The sequence below is a fragment of the Thalassotalea hakodatensis genome, from assembly GCF_030295995.1.
In the GTDB taxonomy this organism is placed as follows: domain Bacteria; phylum Pseudomonadota; class Gammaproteobacteria; order Enterobacterales; family Alteromonadaceae; genus Thalassotalea_C; species Thalassotalea_C hakodatensis.
The window spans coordinates 2,769,280-2,790,386 of sequence record NZ_AP027365.1 but is presented as its reverse complement, the minus strand read 5'-3'; the positions used below and the strand labels follow the sequence as shown (position 1 = coordinate 2,790,386).

General features: G+C 39.7%; 16 protein-coding genes, 1 tRNA gene and 3 rRNA genes. 13 read left to right on the top strand and 7 right to left on the bottom strand.

What is annotated here, in order from left to right:
- The first annotated feature begins 149 nt into the window (after positions 1–149).
- The 7 genes from pssA (at position 150) to QUE72_RS12280 (ending at position 9,377) form a co-directional block, all read left to right on the top strand.
- Positions 150–992 carry a CDP-diacylglycerol--serine O-phosphatidyltransferase gene (gene pssA / locus QUE72_RS12310; protein WP_286269287.1) on the top strand — a complete coding sequence of 281 codons (843 nt, stop codon included), beginning with the start codon at positions 150–152 and terminating at the stop codon, positions 990–992.
- 690 nt (positions 993–1,682) lie between these two features.
- Positions 1,683–3,225: ribosomal RNA gene (locus QUE72_RS12305) — 16S ribosomal RNA — on the top strand.
- Positions 3,226–3,312: 87 nt separating this feature from the next.
- A tRNA-Ala gene (locus tag QUE72_RS12300) sits at positions 3,313–3,388 on the top strand.
- A 442-nt stretch (positions 3,389–3,830) separates the two neighbouring features.
- Positions 3,831–6,710: ribosomal RNA gene (locus QUE72_RS12295) — 23S ribosomal RNA — on the top strand.
- 120 nt (positions 6,711–6,830) lie between these two features.
- Positions 6,831–6,945 (top strand): 5S ribosomal RNA (gene rrf / locus QUE72_RS12290).
- The 16S, 23S and 5S rRNA genes sit together here with 1 tRNA gene alongside, the layout of an rRNA operon.
- Before the next feature lie 1,065 nt (positions 6,946–8,010).
- Positions 8,011–8,946, top strand: a complete 936-nt coding sequence (gene ylqF, locus QUE72_RS12285) for a ribosome biogenesis GTPase YlqF (protein WP_074500046.1) — start codon at positions 8,011–8,013, stop codon at positions 8,944–8,946.
- A gap of 8 nt (positions 8,947–8,954) precedes the next feature.
- Complete coding sequence (locus QUE72_RS12280) at positions 8,955–9,377, top strand: HIT domain-containing protein (protein ID WP_074500043.1); 423 nt, start codon at positions 8,955–8,957, stop codon at positions 9,375–9,377.
- 36 nt (positions 9,378–9,413) lie between these two features.
- Here QUE72_RS12280 and QUE72_RS12275 read toward each other — a convergent pair whose 3' ends face one another.
- The 4 genes from QUE72_RS12275 to QUE72_RS12260 all read right to left on the bottom strand — a co-directional run bounded on the left by QUE72_RS12275 (position 9,414) and on the right by QUE72_RS12260 (position 13,732).
- Positions 9,414–10,211, bottom strand: coding sequence for a DUF2884 family protein (locus QUE72_RS12275; protein WP_074500041.1), 798 nt, complete (start codon positions 10,209–10,211; stop codon positions 9,414–9,416).
- Positions 10,211–11,893 carry a DUF342 domain-containing protein gene (locus QUE72_RS12270; protein WP_074500040.1) on the bottom strand — a complete coding sequence of 561 codons (1,683 nt, stop codon included), beginning with the start codon at positions 11,891–11,893 and terminating at the stop codon, positions 10,211–10,213. Before QUE72_RS12270 ends, QUE72_RS12275 begins: the two co-directional genes overlap by 1 nt.
- 28 nt (positions 11,894–11,921) lie before the next feature.
- Positions 11,922–12,248, bottom strand: a complete 327-nt coding sequence (locus QUE72_RS12265) for a hypothetical protein (protein WP_074500038.1) — start codon at positions 12,246–12,248, stop codon at positions 11,922–11,924.
- A gap of 206 nt (positions 12,249–12,454) precedes the next feature.
- Positions 12,455–13,732: a CinA family nicotinamide mononucleotide deamidase-related protein gene (locus tag QUE72_RS12260; RefSeq protein WP_286269283.1), complete on the bottom strand. Its 1,278-nt coding sequence runs from the start codon at positions 13,730–13,732 to the stop codon at positions 12,455–12,457.
- Positions 13,733–13,845: 113 nt separating this feature from the next.
- On the opposite strand from QUE72_RS12260, the gene QUE72_RS12255 reads away from it, so the two are divergent.
- Positions 13,846–14,598 carry a DUF4097 family beta strand repeat-containing protein gene (locus tag QUE72_RS12255; protein ID WP_286269282.1) on the top strand — a complete coding sequence of 251 codons (753 nt, stop codon included), beginning with the start codon at positions 13,846–13,848 and terminating at the stop codon, positions 14,596–14,598.
- Positions 14,599–14,656: 58 nt separating this feature from the next.
- Here QUE72_RS12255 and QUE72_RS12250 read toward each other — a convergent pair whose 3' ends face one another.
- Entirely contained in the window at positions 14,657–16,036 is a 1,380-nt protein-coding gene (locus QUE72_RS12250; RefSeq protein ID WP_286269280.1) for a class II fumarate hydratase, read from the bottom strand.
- Positions 16,037–16,296: 260 nt separating this feature from the next.
- Here QUE72_RS12250 and QUE72_RS12245 point away from each other — a divergent pair, with 260 nt between their 5' ends.
- The 4 genes from QUE72_RS12245 to dapA all read left to right on the top strand — a co-directional run bounded on the left by QUE72_RS12245 (position 16,297) and on the right by dapA (position 18,876).
- On the top strand, positions 16,297–16,707 hold the full coding sequence (locus QUE72_RS12245) for a helix-turn-helix domain-containing protein (RefSeq protein ID WP_083601869.1): 411 nt from the start codon (positions 16,297–16,299) through the stop codon (positions 16,705–16,707).
- Between the two features lie 141 nt (positions 16,708–16,848).
- Positions 16,849–17,373: a DUF4199 domain-containing protein gene (locus tag QUE72_RS12240; RefSeq protein ID WP_286269278.1), complete on the top strand. Its 525-nt coding sequence runs from the start codon at positions 16,849–16,851 to the stop codon at positions 17,371–17,373.
- A gap of 177 nt (positions 17,374–17,550) precedes the next feature.
- Complete coding sequence (locus QUE72_RS12235) at positions 17,551–17,928, top strand: hypothetical protein (RefSeq protein ID WP_286269277.1); 378 nt, start codon at positions 17,551–17,553, stop codon at positions 17,926–17,928.
- Positions 17,929–17,967: 39 nt separating this feature from the next.
- Positions 17,968–18,876, top strand: coding sequence for a 4-hydroxy-tetrahydrodipicolinate synthase (gene dapA / locus QUE72_RS12230; RefSeq protein ID WP_074496287.1), 909 nt, complete (start codon positions 17,968–17,970; stop codon positions 18,874–18,876).
- Positions 18,877–18,878: 2 nt separating this feature from the next.
- On the opposite strand, the gene QUE72_RS12225 is transcribed toward dapA, so the two are convergent.
- Positions 18,879–19,751 (bottom strand): RluA family pseudouridine synthase, encoded by an 873-nt coding sequence (locus tag QUE72_RS12225; RefSeq protein ID WP_286269275.1) that lies wholly within the window; start codon positions 19,749–19,751, stop codon positions 18,879–18,881.
- A 97-nt stretch (positions 19,752–19,848) separates the two neighbouring features.
- On the opposite strand from QUE72_RS12225, the gene QUE72_RS12220 reads away from it, so the two are divergent.
- The gene (locus tag QUE72_RS12220; protein ID WP_074496289.1) at positions 19,849–20,193 is read left to right on the top strand and encodes a ribonuclease E inhibitor RraB; all 345 of its coding nucleotides are present in this window, start codon (positions 19,849–19,851) and stop codon (positions 20,191–20,193) included.
- Positions 20,194–20,429: 236 nt separating this feature from the next.
- Here the strand turns inward: QUE72_RS12220 and QUE72_RS12215 are convergent, their stop codons facing one another.
- Positions 20,430–21,104 carry a nitroreductase family protein gene (locus tag QUE72_RS12215; RefSeq protein ID WP_074496291.1) on the bottom strand — a complete coding sequence of 225 codons (675 nt, stop codon included), beginning with the start codon at positions 21,102–21,104 and terminating at the stop codon, positions 20,430–20,432.
- Between the last annotated feature and the right edge of the window lie 3 nt (positions 21,105–21,107).

The following is a 21,107-nucleotide window of genomic DNA, read 5'->3' as shown; positions in this document are numbered from 1 at the left end:
GCGCGTTATGCTGGTTCAGGTTATATCAACTTCTGCTGCTACTGACAAATGGTTAAAGGGAATTCCTATATTCAACTAATTAATTATAGGACTAGATATTGAGTTATGTTAAATTACCGCGAATTTAACAAAAGAGACAATTGAATAACATGGCAGAAAATAAAAAGGTATCAAACAGCCCAAATCGTGGGATTTATTTACTACCTAACTTATTAACCACAGCGGGTCTGTTTTCAGGATTCTTTGCTGTTGTTTCATCAATGAATGGACATTTTGAAAGTGCTGCAATTGCTATTTTCATCGCGATGATTTTTGATGGTTTAGATGGCCGTGTTGCAAGAATGACAAATACTCAAAGTGAATTTGGGGCCGAATACGATAGTATGGCTGATATGGTTTCATTTGGTATCGCCCCAGGTCTTGTTGCTTATAATTGGGCGTTGTCAGGTATGGGTAAGTTTGGTTGGCTAGCTGCATTTGTTTTTGTTGCTGCGGCAGCATTACGACTTGCTCGTTTTAATACTCAAGTTGGCGTTGCTGACAAAAGGTACTTCCAAGGCTTAGCAAGTCCCGCTGCTGCTGGAGTGGTAGCGAGCCTTGTTTGGTTGGGCACCGAATATGAAATTAATGGTCATGATATTGGATTCATTATGGGTCTTATTACCATAACAGCTGGTTTATTAATGGTTAGTAATTTTAGGTATAACAGTTTTAAAGAAGTTGACTGGAAAGGAAAAGTTAACTTTATCGTTGTGCTTCTCATTGTACTTGTTTTTGTTATTGTGGCGGCGAGCCCAGCTGAACTACTCAGCGCAATATTTGTTTTATATGCGGCATCAGGACCAATAACAACTATTCGTAGTGTCAAAAAGTTAAAATTAGAGCATGTTGTTGGAGATGATGAAGATGCGGAATTTAATACTGATAAAACAGAAAACTCTCCGAAGCAGCAAGAAGTAGATAAAAAAGATAAGCAACCAGAAGATTTGTAGTGTTTTACGATTTATTTTAAAAAAGAGGAAATGTATATTTCCTCTTTTTTTGTTTATAAACTTTGATAAAACACCAAATCTGTACTATTTTTGAACATCCAAGAAGCTTTTTTTAATAAATTGAAAATAGTTGTTGACGGGGCGATAAAAATCCCTAAAATGCGCATCCACTTCTCGGGGACAAGCCAAGAAGGTTCTGTATAGGAAATACTTATTAGAGCGAGTCAGGACGACGAAAGCTCAGTTTTGATAAGTTTAGTATCACGAAAACGGTATAAAACAACAAACCAAACATTCAAAAATAAACGAAAGTTTTTTAAGAAAAAGGTTGACATCAAAACAGGGTTGCGTAGAATGCGCATCTCGCTTGAGGCAACGGCCACAAGCAACTAATAAAGCGGTCTAGTAACGAATGAGATTATTAGCTCGCGTCGAACAAAGCGTTCATCGATGAACCGTTCGACCTACTTGCTTCGGCAAGCATCTTTAACAATTAGTTATCATGCAATTTGTGTGGGCACTCACAGTGATGATGTTTTACCAGTAACTTAGGTTACAAAAATGTCTTAGTGAATGTTCATACAAAAACTTATTTAAGTTTTATTGGTTTATATTACTTTTTAAAAGTAATGACCAAGTATCAGAATTCATTGAGCGGGTTTAGCTTGCTAAACCGAACAAACGATTTTTTAATTGAAGAGTTTGATCATGGCTCAGATTGAACGCTGGCGGCAGGCTTAACACATGCAAGTCGAGCGGTAACAGAGATAGCTTGCTATCTGCTGACGAGCGGCGGACGGGTGAGTAATGCTTGGGAATATGCCTAGAGGTGGGGGACAACAGTTGGAAACGACTGCTAATACCGCATAATGTCTACGGACCAAAGGGGGGGCTTCTTCGGAACCTTTCGCCTTTAGATTAGCCCAAGTGAGATTAGCTAGTTGGTAGGGTAAGAGCCTACCAAGGCGACGATCTCTAGCTGGTTTGAGAGGATGATCAGCCACACTGGGACTGAGACACGGCCCAGACTCCTACGGGAGGCAGCAGTGGGGAATATTGCACAATGGGGGAAACCCTGATGCAGCCATGCCGCGTGTGTGAAGAAGGCCTTCGGGTTGTAAAGCACTTTCAGTCGTGAGGAAAGGGTAATGGCTAATATCCATTATCTGTGACGTTAGCGACAGAAGAAGCACCGGCTAACTCCGTGCCAGCAGCCGCGGTAATACGGAGGGTGCGAGCGTTAATCGGAATTACTGGGCGTAAAGCGTGCGTAGGCGGTTAGTTAAGTCAGATGTGAAATCCCGGAGCTCAACTCCGGAACTGCATTTGAAACTGGGTAACTAGAGTATTGTAGAGGGTGGTGGAATTTCCAGTGTAGCGGTGAAATGCGTAGAGATTGGAAGGAACATCAGTGGCGAAGGCGGCCACCTGGACAAATACTGACGCTGAGGCACGAAAGCGTGGGGAGCGAACAGGATTAGATACCCTGGTAGTCCACGCCGTAAACGATGTCAACTAGCTGTTTGTGTCCTTGAGACGTGAGTAGCGTAGCTAACGCGCTAAGTTGACCGCCTGGGGAGTACGGCCGCAAGGTTAAAACTCAAATGAATTGACGGGGGCCCGCACAAGCGGTGGAGCATGTGGTTTAATTCGATGCAACGCGAAGAACCTTACCATCCCTTGACATCCAGAGAATTTTCTAGAGATAGAATTGTGCCTTCGGGAACTCTGAGACAGGTGCTGCATGGCTGTCGTCAGCTCGTGTTGTGAAATGTTGGGTTAAGTCCCGCAACGAGCGCAACCCCTATCCTTATTTGCCAGCGAGTAGTGTCGGGAACTCTAAGGAGACTGCCGGTGATAAACCGGAGGAAGGTGGGGACGACGTCAAGTCATCATGGCCCTTACGGGATGGGCTACACACGTGCTACAATGGTACATACAGAGGGCAGCAAGACCGCGAGGTGGAGCGAATCCCATAAAGTGTATCGTAGTCCGGATCGGAGTCTGCAACTCGACTCCGTGAAGTCGGAATCGCTAGTAATCGTAGATCAGAATGCTACGGTGAATACGTTCCCGGGCCTTGTACACACCGCCCGTCACACCATGGGAGTGGGTTGCAAAAGAAGTGGCTAGTTTAACCTTCGGGGGGACGGTCACCACTTTGTGATTCATGACTGGGGTGAAGTCGTAACAAGGTAACCCTAGGGGAACCTGGGGTTGGATCACCTCCTTATCTTGAAGTGAAACAGATTGTTGTTGAGTGTTCACACAAATTGTATGATAACGAACGTAGAAGAAGTCACCCTGACTAAGTCTAAAAGGGGCTATAGCTCAGCTGGGAGAGCGCCTGCCTTGCACGCAGGAGGTCAGCAGTTCGATCCTGCTTAGCTCCACCAAATTCTTCGTTATGCGTCGTTGCTTAATGACTCGTTTAGTGAACTAAACGTCGCCATCAAGCGCCTAGCTTAACTCGAATTATTAACTTCTTCATAAAGAATGAGAGACCAAATTAAAGGTTACTTTTTAGTGATTTTCAATTTGGTTTTTTTAACCAAGTTTTTAACCGAATGCGTGTTAATTACGATTTCTTTAACAATCTGGAAAGCTGATATTTATATCCCGATATAAGTAGTTTTATCAACTAGTTATATCACGTTAGCTTTAGGTAAGTAACGAGTGTCGCGCTCATTACTTTAATGAATAAAGCTAACAACCGAAATAAGACTTCCTTATCTTATTTCATTCTAATTCAAGTGCTATTTATAGTACGTGAAAATGTCAGACATACATTGATACTCAGTTTTGTCACTGAGTAACCTAAAATATTTAGGGTTGTATGGTTAAGTGACTAAGCGTATATGGTGGATGCCTTGGCAGTTAGAGGCGATGAAGGACGTGTTAATCTGCGATAAGCTGTGTTAAGTCGATAAAAGACGTTACAGACACAGATTTCCGAATGGGGAAACCCAATGTCATAAGACATTATCATTAACTGAATACATAGGTTAATGAGGCGAACCGGGAGAACTGAAACATCTAAGTACCCCGAGGAAAAGAAATCAACCGAGATTTCGTTAGTAGCGGCGAGCGAACGCGAATTAGCCCTTAAGCGTATGGGCGTCAGTGGAACAAGCTGGAAAGCTTGGCGATACAGGGTGATAGCCCCGTACACGAAGACAAACATATTGTGAAAACGAGTAGGTCGGCACACGTGAAATGTTGACTGAATATGGGGGGACCATCCTCCAAGGCTAAATACTCCTAACTGACCGATAGTGAACCAGTACCGTGAGGGAAAGGCGAAAAGAACCCCTGTGAGGGGAGTGAAATAGAACCTGAAACCGTATACGTACAAGCAGTGGAAGCCTTCGGGTGACTGCGTACCTTTTGTATAATGGGTCAGCGACTTATTTTTAGTAGCAAGGTTAACCGATTAGGGGAGCCGTAGCGAAAGCGAGTGTTAACTGCGCGTACAGTTGCTAGGAATAGACCCGAAACCCGGCGATCTACCCATGGGCAGGTTGAAGGTTGAGTAACATCAACTGGAGGACCGAACACACGTATGTTGAAAAATGCGGTGATGACTTGTGGGTCGGAGTGAAAGGCTAATCAAGCCGGGAGATAGCTGGTTCTCCCCGAAATCTATTTAGGTAGAGCCTCGCACGAACACCATTGGGGGTAGAGCACTGTTAAGGCTAGGGGGTCATCCCGACTTACCAACCCTTTGCAAACTCCGAATACCAATGAGTGATATGCGGGAGACACACTATGGGTGCTAACGTCCATAGTGAAGAGGGAAACAACCCAGACCGCCAGCTAAGGTCCCAAAGTACTAGTTAAGTGGGAAACGATGTGGAAAGGCATAGACAGCTAGGAGGTTGGCTTAGAAGCAGCCATCCTTTAAAGAAAGCGTAATAGCTCACTAGTCGAGTCGGTCTGCGCGGAAGATGTAACGGGGCTAAACTAGTCACCGAAGCTGCGGATTTAAATCTTTGATTTAAGTGGTAGGGGAGCGTTCTGTAAGCCGTTGAAGGTGTGTTGTAAGGCATGCTGGAGGTATCAGAAGTGCGAATGCTGACATGAGTAACGATAATGGGAGTGAAAAACTCCCACGCCGAAAGACCAAGGTTTCCTGTCCCATGTTAATCAGGGCAGGGTAAGTCGGCCCCTAAGGCGAGGCCGAAAGGCGTAGTCGATGGGAAACAGATTAATATTTCTGTACTTCTATATATTGCGAAGGAGGGACGGAGCAGGCTAAACAGGCATGGCGTTGGTAGTCCATGTGAAAGTGAGTAGGTTGAGAACTTAGGCAAATCCGGGTTCTTAAGACTGAGACACGAGACGATACTCTACGGAGTAGAAGCTGTTGATGCCATACTTCCAGGAAAAGCTTCTAAGCATCAGATATATAGGAACCGTACCCCAAACCGACACAGGTGGTTAGGTAGAGAATACTAAGGCGCTTGAGAGAACTCGGGTGAAGGAACTAGGCAAAATAGTACCGTAACTTCGGGAGAAGGTACGCTGTCGACGGTGATGAGACTTGCTCTTTAAGCTGTTGACAGTCGAAGTAACCAGGTGGCTGGAACTGTTTATTAAAAACACAGCACTGTGCAAAATCGAAAGATGACGTATACGGTGTGACGCCTGCCCGGTGCCGGAAGGTTAATTGATTGGGTTAGCTCTGCGAAGCTCATGATCGAAGCCCCGGTAAACGGCGGCCGTAACTATAACGGTCCTAAGGTAGCGAAATTCCTTGTCGGGTAAGTTCCGACCTGCACGAATGGCGTAATCATGGCCACACTGTCTCCACCCGAGACTCAGTGAAATTGAATTTGCGGTTAAGATGCCGTATACCCGCGGCTAGACGGAAAGACCCCGTGAACCTTTACTATAGCTTGACAGTGAACATTGCTCCTACATGTGTAGGATAGGTGGGAGGCTTTGAAGCATGCACGCCAGTGTGTGTGGAGCCAACCTTGAAATACCACCCTTGTATGCGTGATGTTCTAACCTAGGGCCCTGATCGGGCTTGGGGACACTGTCTGGTGGGTAGTTTGACTGGGGCGGTCTCCTCCCAAAGAGTAACGGAGGAGCACGAAGGTTGGCTAAGTACGGTCGGACATCGTACGGTTAGTGCAATGGCATAAGCCAGCTTAACTGCGAGACAGACACGTCGAGCAGGTGCGAAAGCAGGTCATAGTGATCCGGTGGTTCTGTATGGAAGGGCCATCGCTCAACGGATAAAAGGTACTCCGGGGATAACAGGCTGATACCGCCCAAGAGTTCATATCGACGGCGGTGTTTGGCACCTCGATGTCGGCTCATCACATCCTGGGGCTGAAGTCGGTCCCAAGGGTATGGCTGTTCGCCATTTAAAGTGGTACGCGAGCTGGGTTTAGAACGTCGTGAGACAGTTCGGTCCCTATCTGCCGTGGGCGTTTGAGAATTGAAGAGGGCTGCTCCTAGTACGAGAGGACCGGAGTGGACGAACCACTGGTGTTCGGGTTGTCATGCCAATGGCATTGCCCGGTAGCTACGTTCGGAACTGATAACCGCTGAAAGCATCTAAGCGGGAAACAGGCTTTGAGATGAGTTCTCACTGGAGATTTAATCTCCCTAAAGGGTCGTTGGAGACTACAACGTTGATAGGTCAGGTGTGTAAGGGTTGTGAGGCCTTGAGCTAACTGATACTAATTGCCCGTGAGGCTTAACCATACAACACCTAAATGTTTTAGGTATGTTTGATAACATCACGTACTGTGCCTTGAATTAGAATAACGATAGATATCAGAATTCCGAGATTGTGTTTACGAAAGTAGACGAAAAAAGATTATGCTTGATGACAATAGCATTGTAGAACCACCTGACTCCATGCCGAACTCAGTAGTGAAATGCAATAGCGCCGATGGTAGTGTGGGAGTTCCCATGTGAGAGTAGGACATCATCAAGCTTCTATTCCAAAGAAAAGGCCGTCTAGTAAGACGGCCTTTTTTTATGGACAAAATACATGGAGTACTCTCACGAGTGTAGGGTTAAAAAGGTTAACAGACAACATGAACAGTTTCATGTTGGCCCGTTTTAACCGAATGAGCTATGCGAATTCGCGGGCCTGAATCAAGCTTCTATTAAGAGAAGCCCGTAGCGAAAGCTACGGGTTTTTGCGTTAGGTTAAAAACATTAAGTCAGGATAAATATCCTTGAGACTATGGGCAAATACCCAGACCGAAAACCCAATAGTCAATGCAATAGCGCCGATGCTAGTGTGACTCATGTGATAAGTAACGCCCATGTGAGAGTAGGACATCATCAAGCTTTTATTCCAAAGAAAAGGCCGTCTAGTAAGACGGCCTTTTTTTATGGACAAAATACATGGAGTACTCTCACGAGTGTAGGGTTAAAAAGGTTAACAGACAACATGAACTGTATCATGTTGGCCCGTTTTAACCGAATGAGCTCTGCGAATTCGCGGGCCTGAAACAAGGTTTCTTGCATTCTAGCTTCTAAAAAAGTTTAATTAGGTGTATTGATAGCTAATACCAATTCGCATAAATATTCGGTCATTCAGCGAGAATTAAACGCTTTAGAGGCACGGCGTTGATTGCAGAGAATGGTTATTCAGGAGAACGTGCTCCTGCGTTCTCTAATAAGCTACATCCTTGTAGCGTCCTTTTCAAAATCAACAACACAGGCTATGAAGCGTTTAAACTCGCCCTTTGGGAGCGTGTTAGAGGCGCGATAATTGCGCAAAACGTGTTTGATGTAGAGCAACTATACCTGCACACGTTTCGCTTATTCTCCCACCTCTGACATCGCTCTGAACTGACTTAATCTTTATGCGAATTGGTATAACACATCTGACGCTATGCGTGAATACTAGTTGCAAACCTTAGTTGTTAAACTCAAAGAGACAGGTATGTAGTTTTCGCCACGTTTTATCTAAAAACCTTGATTGAATAATAAAGATTTATTACTGGTGTGATGTTAAAATCTACTTTTTTTATAACGTAAAAAAATTATGGCAATTAACTGGTATCCAGGGCACATGCACAAGGCCCAAAAAGAAATTAAAGAAATTTTACCGCAAATAGATGTGGTCATTGAAGTTTGTGATGCTAGGTTACCTTTTAGTAGCGAAAACCCGATGATCACCGAGATAAGAGGTGATAAACCACTTATCAAAATTCTCAATAAGAGTGATCTTGCAGATGAAAATATTACGTCATTATGGTTGGAGCATTTAGAGACACAACATAATGTAAAAGCGATCGCTTTAACAACCGATAATCCGAGTATAGCTAAAACAATTCCAAACTTAATTCGTAGTTTAGTGCCAAATAAAGATCAAACAGGAAAACAGATCAATGCAGTCATTATGGGGATACCTAACGTAGGTAAATCGACGTTATTGAATACTTTAGTAGGCAAAGCTAAAGCTAAAGTAGGAAATGAGCCTGCGGTCACAAAAGGTCAACAACGTATTAGACTAGAAGAAGGGTTATACCTTTATGATACACCGGGTATGCTTTGGCCTAAAATAATAAATGAGAACAGTGGTTATCGTTTAGCAATTACCAGTGCGGTAAAAGATACAGCCTATGATCATGATGATATAGCTTGTTTTGCGGCAGATTATTTAATTGAAGCATATCCTCAAAGGCTTCTTGAGCGTTATAAATTAGTTGAATTACCACAACGTGAAATTGAGCTAATAGAAGCAATTGGCAAAATTAGAGGCTGTGTTAAAAGTGGAGGATTAGTTGATTTTACTAAGGCTTCAACTATTTTGATTAATGAGATTAGAGATAAAACGTTAGGGCCAATCTCATTCGAAACACCTGATATGATCTCTAAAGAAGCGGCTTATTTCGAAGCACTTGATAAACAAAAAATCGCTGAACGTGAAGCAAGAAAATTAGCCCGCGGTCGTGGTAGAAAAAATAAAAGGAAATAGGAGATATAATGGAATCCTTCCAGTTAAATGCAATGTTAAGTAACGATACAATTGAATTGTTAGAGTTGCCATTATGTAAACTATTGCTAATGAATGACAATCAGTATCCTTGGTTTGTACTCGTACCTAAGGTGCATAATATTCAAGATATTTACCAGTTAGATTGGCAACAGCAACAGCAACTTTTAAATGAATCTAGTATGTTAAGCGAAGTACTTATGCAAGTATTTCAGGGTAAAAAAATGAACGTAGCGGCATTAGGTAATATTTGCCCTCAATTGCATTTGCATCATGTAGTTCGCTTTGAAGAAGATAAGGCTTGGCCGAAACCTATTTGGGGGTTGCTACCAATGAGTCCCTATAATGATACAGAAATTGAGAAAATTAAGCATAAATTGCTGCCAGCGTTAAAACTGATATTAGATAAATAAGGCTTGTCGTGTTAACGCTACAAGTGGTGAATGTTTTCAATGTTGAGATTGAATAAGATTAAAAAAGGCGAGCGGGTGAATATTTTCAGTTAGTTTCGTTTCTATTTCATCGAGTGACTTTAATTTTTCACAAAAAACCATTGCCTTATTTTCTATTGAAGTTACCTTTGCGCTCATTTCTAACTCTAGTTCCTCTCCCATGGTTTCCATCCGTTCGTCAAACGTTTGTACACGGCTTTCACCAGTACCTTGTGGTTTATTTGTCATGGCCTCACCAACAGCAAGTAAAATTGTACCAATTGATTCGGTTACAAGCGTTTCGATTTCTTGCTCGAATTCACCAGCAAAAATCTCACTAAAATCATCAAAATCTTGAGGTGCAATATAATAACTTTCATCACTATGATTAAAGCGCTTTCTTAATCGCCATTGCATTTCGTCAAAACGTTTTTGAAGTTTCTGATGTGAAGCACTATTTTCACCTGTTACACCAGCTATGACTTTGTTGACGGCTTTAAGGCCAACATCAACGCCTTCGATTGCAATAGAGACAATTTCAGGTATTTGAAAACGTATCCCTTGAGAGTATTCAGAAATTAATAAGCGTTGCTTGTCAGTTAACGGGATTTCTCTTCCTTTGACAAAAAGTTGTTCGTCATTGTTGATTTGAACGATAGTGATATCACGTTCTAAAATTCGAATATGTGAAGGGTCAATAATAATTCCATGTTGGAAATTAATATCGCATTTGCTTGCGTTAACATTAAATGTAAAAAAGCTACTTAAAAAAATACCGGTAAGTAGCTTTGAGATGATAGTTGACTGACTTTTCATTATGTTACAATTGGATCTATTATAATTTTACGCTCTTTATAGCGCATTCTACTTGGGCCATATTCACGCTTTGTTTTTTCGTGAAAATCGCCAACAGTCATTTGTACGCTTTGATAAATACGTTCTGTTGCCTCAACACATACACTTCCCATGTATTGATTAACTTCTTCTTCGAGTAATTCTTTATCACTGATGTATTTGGCCATTTGCTCTGCATGGTGTTTATAGGTAGAGATGACTTTATTAAGCATGTCTGGGTTTACTTTATCTTTCGGTAATTTTCTTAGCTTATTACTGGCTTCTTTTAGTTCATCGACTTGTTTAGATTCTACCTCTATTTTCGCATCTAATTCAGTGATTTGCTCATTAAAGTGCTCTAGTCTTTTTGCAAAGGTGATAATTGTTGCGCTTCCTGCTGTTGCTCCAACTGTGCCTGCATGTATCGATTGTCCTACGGTAATGTGTCCTGCAATCAGCTTACCGTTAGCTTTTTCATCAGTACCAACCCATACTCTTTCTTCGGCTTCAATAATAGTATGCATTAACTGATTTTCTATTCGAAAATTATTGCATGTTATATCAGCATATTGGCAATATTTTGCAAAAATAGTGCCTTTCGCTTTCAAGTTAGCACTCATGGTGATATCGGTGACTTTTAGATCATCTACTTCTTGTTTCTTGCCGATTATACCACTGCCGATGGTAATATCCCCGCCTGAGTTTAAGTAGGAAGATTCAACAAAACCACCAACAGTGATATCGCCTCTAGCGGTTACTTGCATTCCTTCACATACGTCACCATCGATGATAACACTGCCTTCAAAATCGATATGACCTGTGCTTACATCTACATTTTTAATTTTGTAAACTTCATCAACCTCCATACCGTTATCGATAATGCGTGGTAAACCAACCCTTGTTGATACAAGTACATCTTCATTTTTTGGGCTTATAGTTGTACCTTCACCGGCTTGTAAGGTGCAGTCATCTCCAGGCTTTGGCTCCAGGGGGGTACCAGTTACCGAAAACCCTTTAATTCCATCTGTTAATGGAATTTTTCTCGCTAAAGGATCACCAATTTTTACACAGATAATATCACCTAAATCACGCATATCTACTGAACCATCTTCGCGTTCTTTAGGGCGTAGAATTCTGTCTTGTGCACTTTGTACTAAATGTTTAACCTTGGCATCTTTACCATCGATAGGATCTTTACCGTACGCAATAGAGCCTTTTACGATACTACCAGGGGGCTCTTGAGCAGCGTGTTGGGCAAGTTTTACTAATTCTTCTTTACTAAACCCTTTTGTGACACCTGCTTGTTGAGCAGCCGCTAATATTGCTTTGGCTGTTAGATGTTTTCCGCCCAGGGCAGTTGAAATTTCAGCGGATGCAGTCATTTCATCTTTGTCGATTTCAATGGATATTTTAGCATCCCGTCGCTCAAGCACTTGATAAGAGATTTCACGACCAGATTGGCCTTGTTGAAGGGGCTTTAAAACACTGTTAAGTTCAGCAATAGCATTTTTTATATTACCGTTGTCAACATAAAGACTTGTATACTCAGAAGCATCGATAAGTTCATGGATAGATACCTCAGTAAGCGACGTCTGATCTTTTATCGGCTGTAGTACCAAATCAATATTGTTTTTTTTATTGGGAACTAAAGTTGCCTTTGTCACGCTTTATACTCTCTATTTGAACACATGTTTAAATATAGTTTTCTTGGTGAATACGAATGAAGTTTGGAGTGTTAACTTTTGAATAATCTATTTTGTATTCTTTATTATCAAGTGCCTGCACAAAGATTAATGTTTTTGTTTCACCAAATACTTCCGTGGCGGCTACATCAACTACATCTTGGTAAGCTTTTTTAGCATCTGATTTTTTTTGGGGAAGTTCACCTTTAAAGATACCTATGCCTCGATTACTGACAACAACAACAGGGTGGCTGCCGTTAATGATTAATAAATCAAATTTTCTCATTTTGTGAATGATGGTATTTCGACCACTGGTGATGAAGTTCTTGTCAATCAAAATGTGCTCCTAGGAAACTAAAGCATTATTCGCATGTAATGTAGCAGCATAGATATTTCTCTATTTTGGTTAGTGTACATGCGTTAATAAGTTGTAGATACAGTATATCGTATAGTAAATATATAAAGTTTTGATTTGCTACGCAATAAATAACCTCATAATGCGAGAAATTGAGGCTGCTTTTACATTCTTGCAACAAATTATTGTTATTTTTTGTACATTGGTGACTGTTTGCTCATTAATATCTCACGTCTCAGTAAATCTAAAGCTCGATGAGCAACAGATATTTGGAATGATTGTCTGTCAGATTTTATTATAAATTTTACTGTTCTAATCGTAGTAGAAGTGCCCCAAGCTATCCAAACGGTTCCCACTGGTTTTTCATCACTGCCTCCATGCGGACCAGCAATACCAGAAACGGCAATTCCAAAATCAGCATTTGATTTTTTTATTGCACCAAGTACCATTGCTTTAACGACGGATTCGCTTACTGCCCCATGCTCTACTAATAGTTCTTCAGGCACATCAAGTAAGGTTTGTTTCATATGATTAGAATAAGTAACAAAGCCAGCCTCAAACGATTCTGATGCACCTGAGATATCAGTAAGCAAACTGGCTATCAATCCACCGGTGCATGATTCAGCGGTGGTAATTTTTAGATTTTTTTCCTGCAATAAAGATAAAACATGCTCTGCCATTGTTGGAGGTGCTCCATCAAATTGGCATAACACGTGATCTCCTAATAAATGATGTATTTTTTCTTGCCACTGTTGCAGCAGAGGTAGGGTATTTTTTTTGTGTGTTGTTAACTTCACTTCTAACATCGGTGTGCAAGCTCGAAAACCTAATGAGATTTCAGCAGGCCACTTTGGGAAATGATTATGTATTAATTGTTGAATAGAAGACTCACCAATACCGAAGACTTGAAGTTTTCTGACTTGATATGCGAAATTTTGTGTTACGTTGTCTGCAAATTGCGGAATAATATGTTGCTCTAACATTATTGCTAATTCACGAGGAACACCAGGCGTGCAGTAAATATGGCATTGGTGATGAACAATAGAAAATCCCACTGCGCTACCAATATCATTTGCAATGATGTCTACACCTTTTGGTAGCATTGCTTGTTTGATACAGGCGTCTGTAATCGGGTAGCTTCTTTTATCGCACCAATTTAGTACATGTTGATAGGCTTGATTGTTTTTTTCAATAGGAACATTAATGGCTGTAGCTAATGCTTGGGCTGTTAAATCATCTACCGTTGGACCAAGACCTCCGTTGATAATTAATATGTCTGCTTGTTGACTTAATGTATTTATTTCTTCGATCAGTAATGATAAATCATCAGAAACTGTCGTTTTTTTTGCTATTTTTAAGCCAAAAGGGATTAATTGTTGTGCGATCATCGCAGAGTTTGAATCGACGATATCACCGTTCATGATTTCATCGCCAGTTAACAATAATTGAATGTTTAATCTAGACATAAAGTTATGTTTTAAAGTGCAATAACATTAATTTACCTTATTTTGCCTTTTTGTTTAAACCTTTTCGCGTATGTGAGTTACTAACTTATTAACTCAATAAAAAGGACTCGTTCATGAAAAATGAAATATTATTAACCCTTAGCTTATTAATGTTAAGTTCAGCAACACTTGCAGACGTAAAAGATGAAATTAAACAAACGTTTAATGTTAATTCTTCAGCGGCTGAGTTTCGCTTAAATAACGTTAACGGCGATGTTGATATTATTGGGTGGAAAAAAGATATTATCAGCGTCACAGCAATTATTACTGCAGAAGATCAAGAAGGAAGAAATCGGATAGAAGTGGATATGCAGGAAAATAGCCGAGGTGTTTCGGTAGAAACACGTTATAAAAAAACTAATTGGAATAATAACTCTTCAGGCAGTGTTGATTACGAAGTTAACGTGCCAGTAGGTACTAGGTTATCAGATATTGAACTAGTTAATGGTTCATTAACGATTAAAAATGTATCAGGAGCGATGAAATTACAAACTGTAAATGGTGGCATTGATGCGACAGGATTAGCAAATAATAGCGAGATCAGTTCTGTTAACGGTAGTGTTGATGTTAGCTATATTGATGGTATAGAACAGCTTGATGACATTAGTATTGAAACCGTTAATGGCCGTGTTGTTTTATCATTACCAGCAAATATAAATGCTGATGTTGAAGTGGAAACTATGCACGGAAATATTAAAAATGATTTTGGTCTTAGCGCAAAGAAGAACATGTTTACGGGTAGATCGTTGGAAGGCATGATTGGCAGTGGTGATGTGCAGGTAGACATTGAAACAGTCAATGGTAGCGTAAAGATTAAGAAAAATTAGCATTGACCATTCGTTTAAAACCTAATGTCATGCAGTTTGACATTAGGTTTTTGGTTTCCTAATTAACCCCACCTAACGTAAGTTTTGCAGGATCTAATAATGTTGACAGTTCCTCTCGACTTAAATCGGTATTTTCTTCTGCAACATCAATAATTGGTCTATTTTCTTTGTAAGCTAATTTCGCTATTTCAGCTGCTTTTTGATAACCAATAATAGGGTTAAGAGCTGTCACTAAGATAGGGTTTTTATCTAATGCTTTTTTTAGGTTTTCTTCATTAACTTCAAAGCTTGATATCGCTTTATCTGCAAGTAGCTTGGAGACATTACTTAGTAATTCGATACTTTCAAGCAAATTTTTTGCAATCACAGGTAACATAACATTTAATTCGAAATTACCTGACTGTCCAGCAACGGAAATCGTTGTGTCATTGCCAATTACTTGCGCTGCGACCATGGCGGCTGCTTCAGGTATCACGGGGTTAACTTTACCTGGCATAATAGAAGAACCTGGTTGGAGTGCTTCTAAGGTAATTTCCCCTAAACCTGCTAAAGGACCCGAATTCATCCATCGTAAATCATTAGATATTTTCATGATTGAAATAGCGACGGTTTTTAATTGTCCTGATAACGCAACGGCAATATCTTGTGAGCTAATATGAGTAAAAAAATTATCAGCAGGCGTAAATGCGATATTGGTATAAGATGATAACGCTTTATTAAAAGCAGCAGAAAATTTATTGTCGGCGTTTATGCCAGTACCAACCGCAGTTCCACCTTGTGCAAGGCTCTGAACGCTTGGTTGTAATTGTCTAAGATGAATAATGTTTTGACTTATTTGGTCAGCCCACGTACGTAAAGATTGCCCTAAGGTAATAGGCATCGCATCCATTAAATGTGTACGGCCGGTTTTGACAAACTTTTCAACTTGATTAGCTTTGTTTGAAGTAATCTTTACAAAGTGTTGCAAAGCAGGTATCAACCGCTCTTCTACTTCAATAGCAGAACTTATATGTATGGTAGAAGGAATAATATCATTACTACTTTGACCATAATTCACGTGGTCATTTGCATTAACTTTTTCATCAATGTTTTGGTTTGCAAGTGTTGCTAATACTTCATTAGCATTCATATTGGTACTAGTGCCTGAACCTGTTTGAAAAACATCCACGGGAAAGTGTTTAGTAAAGTCTTCTTGCAATAAATTATCTACGGCATCAATAATCGCTAAAGACATATTTTTTGAAAGATGATTTAATTCACCGTTAGCTTCTGCAGCTGCACGCTTGGCAATTAATAAGGCTTTTATAAATGCTTTTGGCATTGGTTGGCCACTAATTGGGAAGTTATTAATTGCTCTTTGAGTTTGGGCACCATAAAGCGCGTTAATGGGTACATTTAATGAACCCATGCTGTCTTTTTCCGTGCGATAATTACTCATGTTGTCTCCTTATCTATAAAAGCGAGCGTAGTCTTAGTGTGAGCGAATAAATTGAACGCTGCTTAGAGCAGCGACACATGTTTTTTATATAACCCTTTGTCACCTAAGTATTTTCAATAAAAGTTACATTTATACATCAAACTGCTTACAATGATAATTCGTTTGGTATAGGCCGCTATGATGACATGCTTTACTATTGACTCTACGCATAAACTGCCTAATGATCAAAGTAGTTACTTATTAAATGCAATGAGGAAGGCGTGTCAAAAGTTATTATTAAATACGGCTTAATTTTGTTTGGTTTATTGGCACTTTTAAAGTTCATAGAATTTCAGTTTTTTAGTTATAAATTACCGTTATCGAGTTATTTAATGATCATCGCTTCAATTTTTCTTATTGTTGGCTGCGCGATAGCTTGGTTTTTTAAACCAGATAAAATTGTTGAGCGTGAGGTAGAAATTGATCAAGAAAAGTTAGCGCAATTGAGTGAACGAGAGCAACAAATGCTCTTGTTTTTAGCGCAAGGTTATACCAATAAAGAAATTGCATTAAGCTTGTCTATTTCACCTAATACCGTAAAAACCCATTTAAAATCTTTGTTCGAAAAGTTGGATGTATCAAATCGTACACAAGCCGTTGCTGAAGCTAAATTGTTAAAGCTGATACATTAAGCTAACGTTGTTCAAACGCTTATTTTAACTAGCTCACCCATATGGGTGATAGCCTTTTTGATAATGCTTGCATAAGGTAAAGCTACGTTAGGTTCTTTACTATACCTAAGATAATAATTCTTAACATTCACGGAGTAGGCGATGAAAAAATTAATAATGAAATATGGCTTGATTGCAGGTGTTATTGTTGTCTGTATACCTTTTATCGGTAGTTTAGTGATGGGTAGTGATCCATCCACCTACCAAATGGGAGAAATCATTGGCTATTCTACAATGATTTTTTCACTATTAACGATATTTTTAGCCGTCAAAGAATATAAGGCGCAATGCAAAGAAGTTGTATCTTTTAAACAGATATTTTTATTAGGTATTGGTATCACTTTTATTGCTGCATTTATGTTTGGCGTTTATAACGTATTATATGCAACCGTCATCGAACCTGACTTTATGAATAACTATTTTAATTACTACATTGAAAATATACGTAATAGTGGTGCTACAGAGGAAGTCATTAATCAGCAAATAGCCCAATTAGAACAAGAGAAATCATTTTTTATGAACCCTATGGTTAATTTTTCTGTGATGTTTGCAAGTGTCTTTATGATTGGTTTAATTATTTCGATTGTGTCTGCATTTAGCCAGTCAGAACGTAAGCCAGCTAGTTAAACAATCAGTACATTTCCTAGGGTCTGTTAATCTTTCGAGATTAATCTTTGTTCGAACTAAACACGAAAGATCAACAGACCCTAACAATACTCTTTATTTTTTGAAATCGTTTTAGTTGGTCACTTATTTAAGCGTAATGGTATAAAATACCATGACTAAAATTACTTAAGAAAAACTATGTATAGACGAGAACAACTTATTGGGAGCTGGTTTAGCAGTAGACAACAAACTAACGGAGAAACTCATAATGAATTAGCAAAAATTCATAGCGATGGCTGTTATGAGTTTACGTTCACCGTTCTTGATCAAGAAAATCAGCTCATGCAAGAATATATTGAAGTAGGTGATTGGGGCTTAGTAGGCGATGTTCATTTTACTATCGCTAAAGCAGAAATTGATCAACAAGAAGCATATCCAATGGATATGGCTAACCCTGACAACTATCATGCTTATCAAGTTATCCAATTAGACAGTCATATTTTTAAATATCAGCATATTGCCACGAAAGAAGTGTTTATCCTTAAGCGCGTTGTTGATAGAATCGCGCACTGTTGACATTATTCTTTTTATTATTGCAAATCGATCGAGATATTCATGAAGCAAATACATTCAGCAAGCCTGATCACGGCTATTAAAACTCCCTATGATGACCAAGGTGATATTGACCTAGCAACCTATGATCGTCTTGTTGCTAAACAAATCGATGCTGGTGTTGACGGTATAATTGTTGGTGGCACAACGGGTGAGGGGCACTTGCTAAGCTGGGAAGAGCATTTAATGCTTATCGCTCACAGTGTTCATCAGTATGGTAAAGAGCTTATTATTATTGGTAATACTGGCAGTAATAATACCCGTGAAGCAATAAAGGCGACTGAAAATGGCTTTGCCATGGGAATGGATGCTGCGTTACAAATTAACCCTTATTACGGACGTACTTCCTCACGAGGTGTAATTGAGCACTTTCGTAAAGTATTAGATATTGGTCCTGCGTTTATTTATAACGTACCGGGTCGAACTGGCCAAGATTTAACACCAGATATCATCGTACCAATTTCAACGCATGAGAATTTTGTTGGGGTGAAAGAGTGCGCGGGCAATGAGCGTATCGGTTATTATGAAGAAAAAGGTATTGCCTGTTGGTCAGGTAATGACGATGAATGTTTTGCCGGTCGTCATCAGTTTGGTTCGCATGGTGTGATTTCTGTTACCTCTAACTTAGTACCAACATTAATGCGTAAATTAATGGATGAGCAAGACAGTAGTCTGAATGCTTCAATGCAAGGATTAATGAATTGGTTATTCTGTGAACCGAATCCTATCGCCATTAATACTAGTTTGATGATGACAGGGGCTGTTTCGCCAAATTTCCGTTTACCTTATAAGGCACTTACTATTGAACAGCGTGAACAGGGGCTTGCATTAATGGAAGCTATAGGCGCCGAACATCTAGTGGGTGAAGAACTCAACGTGTTAGATGATAGTGATATTCGCTATACACCCTAACCCTATGAGGTTAATATTTTAGCAACGCCAATAAGATCTGGTTTTAATGATGTTGTTAAATTAATATCTTTTACTTGTTCAGTTAATGGGCAAGTAAAAGATAAATGTACTGCGGTTAACTGTAAGTTTACCTGTGTATCGTTATTCGCGTTACCGTGTAGCCTGTCACCTACAACAGGGTAGCCTAAATCAGCAGCATGTAACCTTATTTGATGTTTTCTACCTGTTTCTATCTCAACATTAAGTAAACTAATCATAGCTTTTATTGATTTGTCGGCATATGAAAAGAATGTGCTAGCAGCTTTATTATTAATAGGGGTTGTTGTGTGTATAACGTTTTCTTCAACTAAGCCATGAACAAGTACTTGATACTTCTTGGTAATTTTACGCTGCTCAAATAAGTGACTTAACGCTTTTGCTGCCTTTTTACTATGTGCGATCAACAATAAACCTGAAGCTGCTTTATCAAGTCTGTGTACTAAAAAAGCAGGCCGTTGGGGTGTTAGTTGTGTTTCTGCCCATCTAGTTACTGTGCAGTGATCTGCCCACTTTGAACCGTTGCAAGGCATACCTGAAGGTTTATAAATAACGCTATATTCGATAAAGTCTTCAATAATGTGAGCGGCTAAACATGTTTGAGATAACACATATTCATCATAATAAAAATGTAGTACATCATCAGGTATCAGGCTTTTTTTCACCTTACGTAAACGATCAATATTTTTACCGCGCTCTAACCATAACGCTCCTTTTGTGATTGCCATTTTTAACTGTCCGTTGCTGAATAAAGCATGCGCTCTACAGGCATTCGCTAGCAGTTCGATGACCGAGTCGTCTTGAGATTTTACGGGAAGATGAAGTTCAAATTTGATCATGTATATACTCGACAGCAATGAACATTAAAGAATTAATCACTGAATTTTTTTGATGAAATAGTTACACTAGTTTTATTTTACCCAGAGAACAGTGCAAATGGAACGAGATTATACGTTATTCCCAGAAGATGAACACGGTGAAGCTTTATGGCAAATGTTATTGCAAGGGGATGACTTGTCTGTTGCTAGAGAGTTTCAATTTTCAGTAATTTTTGCTAGCGAAGAATCAGCACTTAAATATGGTCAACTATTGTTGGAAAATAATCAAAAGTTATCATTTTGCCCGTATCCTGATAATGCAGATTATCCATGGGAAATAACGGCCTATCCAGAAATGCCAGCAAGTTATGAAAACATCACCGCCTATCAAACCCTATTAGAACAAAGCAGCGCGCCTTTAGCTGGGCATTTTGATGGATGGTATTGTCAGTCGGTGGGTTAATTTTGCTTGATATATCACAATTAAAAAAGTTACAAAAACGTAGTACTAGGTCATTTCATCAGCAAAAAAAATTGATTGCTAATGTACTTAATGGGCAAAAAGTATATTGCCCACAATGTGAAAAGCTGCTTTCTGTTAAGGTTGATTATGATAAAGGAAGCACTAAAATTTTTTGTAAAGCCACCTGCACAGATATAGAACTAGAGCATTAACGAGCAGTAAAATGATAGCTACCCTTATAAAAAGGTAGCTATCTCATCAAGTGATTTTTTGACACTAGCATGATGAGGTACTGTTGCACCTTCTGCAGGATAACCCGCCACTAATAACATATAGGCGCGATCATTTTCAGGTCGGTTACATACTTTACTTAAAAATGACATTGGTTTTGGTGTGTGCGTCAGTGTTACCAAGCCGCTAGAATGCAACGCATTAATTAAAAATCCTGTTGCTATGCCTACTGATTCATGAACATAGTAATTAGTATGTTTATCTTCGGCATGGATCCCCCCCTTCTTTTGACTAAATATTGCGATGAGCCAAGGAGCGTGCTCAAGGTAAGGTTTGTTAGCATCTGTCCCTAAAGGTTTTAATGCATCTAGCCATTCATCTCCTGCTCTGCCTGCATAAAAGCTACGTTCGTGTTCTTCTGCTTGTGATCTTATTTGTGCCTTCATTTCAGCACTATTTATCGCAACAAAGTGCCAAGGTTGATGGTTGGCACCACTGGGTGCAGTGCCAGCTGCTTTGATACAGTTTTCTATTATTTCTTTAGCAACAGGGCGATCACTAAAACTACGGATACTATGCCGACGTTTAATTTCTTGATAAAAATGTTCTGAACGTGACAGCATCTCCTGTTCAGGATATTCAATATAATCAGTTAATGGTGTTGCATCATGTTGTTTCATTGT

What these genes read in the sequence shown, in the direction of transcription:
- QUE72_RS12280 (WP_074500043.1), top strand. Translation starts at nt 8,955, where the DNA reads ATGGAATCCTTCCAGTTAAATGCAATGTTAAGTAACGATACAATTGAA.
- QUE72_RS12225 (WP_286269275.1), bottom strand. Translation starts at nt 19,751, where the DNA reads ATGATCAAATTTGAACTTCATCTTCCCGTAAAATCTCAAGACGACTCG.
- QUE72_RS12250 (WP_286269280.1), bottom strand. Translation starts at nt 16,036, where the DNA reads ATGAGTAATTATCGCACGGAAAAAGACAGCATGGGTTCATTAAATGTA.
- QUE72_RS12275 (WP_074500041.1), bottom strand. Translation starts at nt 10,211, where the DNA reads ATGAAAAGTCAGTCAACTATCATCTCAAAGCTACTTACCGGTATTTTT.
- QUE72_RS12235 (WP_286269277.1), top strand. Translation starts at nt 17,551, where the DNA reads ATGTATAGACGAGAACAACTTATTGGGAGCTGGTTTAGCAGTAGACAA.
- dapA (WP_074496287.1), top strand. Translation starts at nt 17,968, where the DNA reads ATGAAGCAAATACATTCAGCAAGCCTGATCACGGCTATTAAAACTCCC.
- QUE72_RS12260 (WP_286269283.1), bottom strand. Translation starts at nt 13,732, where the DNA reads ATGTCTAGATTAAACATTCAATTATTGTTAACTGGCGATGAAATCATG.
- QUE72_RS12240 (WP_286269278.1), top strand. Translation starts at nt 16,849, where the DNA reads ATGAAAAAATTAATAATGAAATATGGCTTGATTGCAGGTGTTATTGTT.
- QUE72_RS12220 (WP_074496289.1), top strand. Translation starts at nt 19,849, where the DNA reads ATGGAACGAGATTATACGTTATTCCCAGAAGATGAACACGGTGAAGCT.
- ylqF (WP_074500046.1), top strand. Translation starts at nt 8,011, where the DNA reads ATGGCAATTAACTGGTATCCAGGGCACATGCACAAGGCCCAAAAAGAA.
- pssA (WP_286269287.1), top strand. Translation starts at nt 150, where the DNA reads ATGGCAGAAAATAAAAAGGTATCAAACAGCCCAAATCGTGGGATTTAT.
- QUE72_RS12215 (WP_074496291.1), bottom strand. Translation starts at nt 21,104, where the DNA reads ATGAAACAACATGATGCAACACCATTAACTGATTATATTGAATATCCT.
- QUE72_RS12255 (WP_286269282.1), top strand. Translation starts at nt 13,846, where the DNA reads ATGAAAAATGAAATATTATTAACCCTTAGCTTATTAATGTTAAGTTCA.